2 protein-coding genes and 1 pseudogene are annotated in these 2087 nt (G+C 65.9%); 1 reads left to right on the forward strand and 2 read right to left on the reverse strand.

Annotation, left to right across the window (positions count from 1 at the left end; translation table 11 throughout):
* Window positions 1-725: IS256 family transposase (locus IE260_RS40915; RefSeq protein WP_189881004.1), on the reverse strand; the 725-nt coding region annotated here is incomplete at its 3' end.
* A 426-nt stretch (window positions 726-1151) separates the two neighbouring features.
* Here IE260_RS40915 and IE260_RS40920 point away from each other — a divergent pair.
* Window positions 1152-1724 carry a hypothetical protein gene (locus tag IE260_RS40920; protein ID WP_189881005.1) on the forward strand — a complete coding sequence of 191 codons (573 nt, stop codon included), beginning with the start codon at window positions 1152-1154 and terminating at the stop codon, window positions 1722-1724.
* A 3-nt stretch (window positions 1725-1727) separates the two neighbouring features.
* On the opposite strand, the pseudogene IE260_RS40925 reads toward IE260_RS40920, so the two are convergent.
* Window positions 1728-2018 (reverse strand): annotated as a pseudogene (locus IE260_RS40925) (transposase); the annotation flags it as partial.
* Window positions 2019-2087 lie beyond the last annotated feature (69 nt).

A 2087-nucleotide genomic window follows, 5' to 3' on the forward strand; every position in this document is an offset into this window, starting at 1 on the left:
ATCGCGTCGACCAGGCCGGCGTGGGCATCGGAGATGACGAGCTGGACGCCGGACAGGCCGCGGGCGATCAGCGAGCGTAGGAAGGCCATCCAGCCGGCGTCGTCCTCGGCGGTGGCGACGTCCAGGCCGAGGATCTTTCGGTGGCCATCGGCGTTGACGCCGACGGCGATGAGTGCGTGGACGTTGATGATGCGGCCGCCCTCGCGGACCTTCTGGGTCAGGGCATCGACCCAGACGAACGCGTAGGGGCCGGCGTCCAGGGGCCGGTTGCGGAATGCTGTGACCTGCTCGTCCAAGTGCTTCGCCATCGCTCTGACCTGGGACTTCGACAGCTGCGTGACGCCGAGGGACTCGGCGAGTTTTTCGACCCGGCGGGTGGAGACGCCGAGCAGGTAGGCGGTGGCGACCACCGAGATCAGGGCCTGTTCGGCCCGACGGCGGCGCTCGAGGAGCCAGTGCGGGAAGTAACTCCCGGTCCGGAGCCTGGGGATGGCGAGTTCGACGGTCCCGGCCCTGGTGTCCCACTCGCGTGGGCGGTAGCCATTGCGGTGGTTGACCCGCTCGTTGCTGACCTGCCCGTATTCAGCACCACAGACGGCGTCGGCCTCCGCGGACATGAGTGCGTCGGCGAAAGTCTTGACCATCGCGCGCAACAGGTCGGGACTCGCCGCGGCGAGGTTGTCTTCGGCGAGGGCGTGCAGGGGCAGACTGTCGGGTGCGGTCATCGTGCTGATCTCCTTCAAAGACTTGGTCGTCTTGAAGATCAGCCGGTGGCCGTTCGTCTATGCGGACCTCATCCCGACGCCGGAGCAAACCCCCGGATCAGGTCGAACCCGTACACCACTTTCGTGGACGCAACCCGATAACAAGGCACTACGACAGTAGAACCGCATATCCGACGGTGCTCGCCCGACGCACCGGCTGGGTGAGCGGTGCTGGAATCCAGAGAGGCCCCGAGCCCGCAAGCGCGGGCTCTCTGGCTACTGCGCGATGTCACCAGTCGAGTGATCAGGCACGTTCCACTAGGTCTTGTCTGATAAATGATCATCCGTGGGCTCAGAATGCCGGATGCTTGTTGACGGAGGGTGGCCACCGTCATGGGGCGTCACGTCTCCCCCTGTGGCGAGCCATGACGACGAGGAGTGTCAGCGGTGTTGGAGACCTACCTGTCCTGGTACTGCGAGGGCCGGATGGACGAGTCCGAGTTCCGCTCGGTCACCAACCACTTGGCCCAGTCCGGGCTGACCGTCGAGCACCCGATGCTGGGCTGCGGGATGCTGTTGGACGTCGTGGGGGAACAGGTGAAGCTGCCTGTCGGGCGCATCCTGGAGCTTGTTGGTCTGTCGGTCGGGCCGCTCTGCATGCAGTTCTGGCTGTCGGCTGACACGGACGTGGTGTGCGATGTCAGGTACGTGGCGCCGGACACTCAGGTCCTCACCTTCGTGCTCGGCGGGTTGACCGAGAACGAGCGTGAGCAGGCCACCAATGCGGTTCAGCGGCTGATCCAGCGGGAGTTGGACAGGACTGTCGCGCTGCTCGTCGATCTGGGCGGCGAAACAGCGAACGAGGACGATGACGCGCTGGTCCTATATGGCCGACTGCCGATGGGCCCGCGCCCGGACCGATTGCAGTTCCGGACGGACCGGCTCAGCGCCGTCCCGGCTGTTCTTGCTGGAGCAGAGGTGACGGATCTCGGCAACGGGCTGAGTACAGTCCGCTGGTAATGATCATCGGGCAGGTTCGCGGAGCCAGAGGACGAGCGCTGCGAGGTTGAGTCCGGCCCGGTATCGGGCGGCGAGTTTGTCGAACCGTGTCGTGATGGCGCGGAACTGCTTGAGCCGGCTGAAACAGCGTTCGACGACGTTGCGGGCTTTGTAGAGCTCGCGGTCGAAGGCTGGCGGCCTGCCGCCAGCCCGGCCGCGCCGTACACGGTTGGCCTTCTGGTCGACCCTCTCCGGAATTACCGCCCGGATGCCCCGGCGACGCAGGGTCTGGCGGATCGCCCGCGACGAGTACGCCTAATGGGAGGCGAAGGCCGGTTGGTGCTGACCTTCGTGGGCGCGAGTCGAGCCTTTGAGTATGCCTGG

It is taken from the genome of Streptomyces viridiviolaceus (assembly GCF_014650995.1).
GTDB classification, from domain to species: domain Bacteria; phylum Actinomycetota; class Actinomycetes; order Streptomycetales; family Streptomycetaceae; genus Streptomyces; species Streptomyces viridiviolaceus.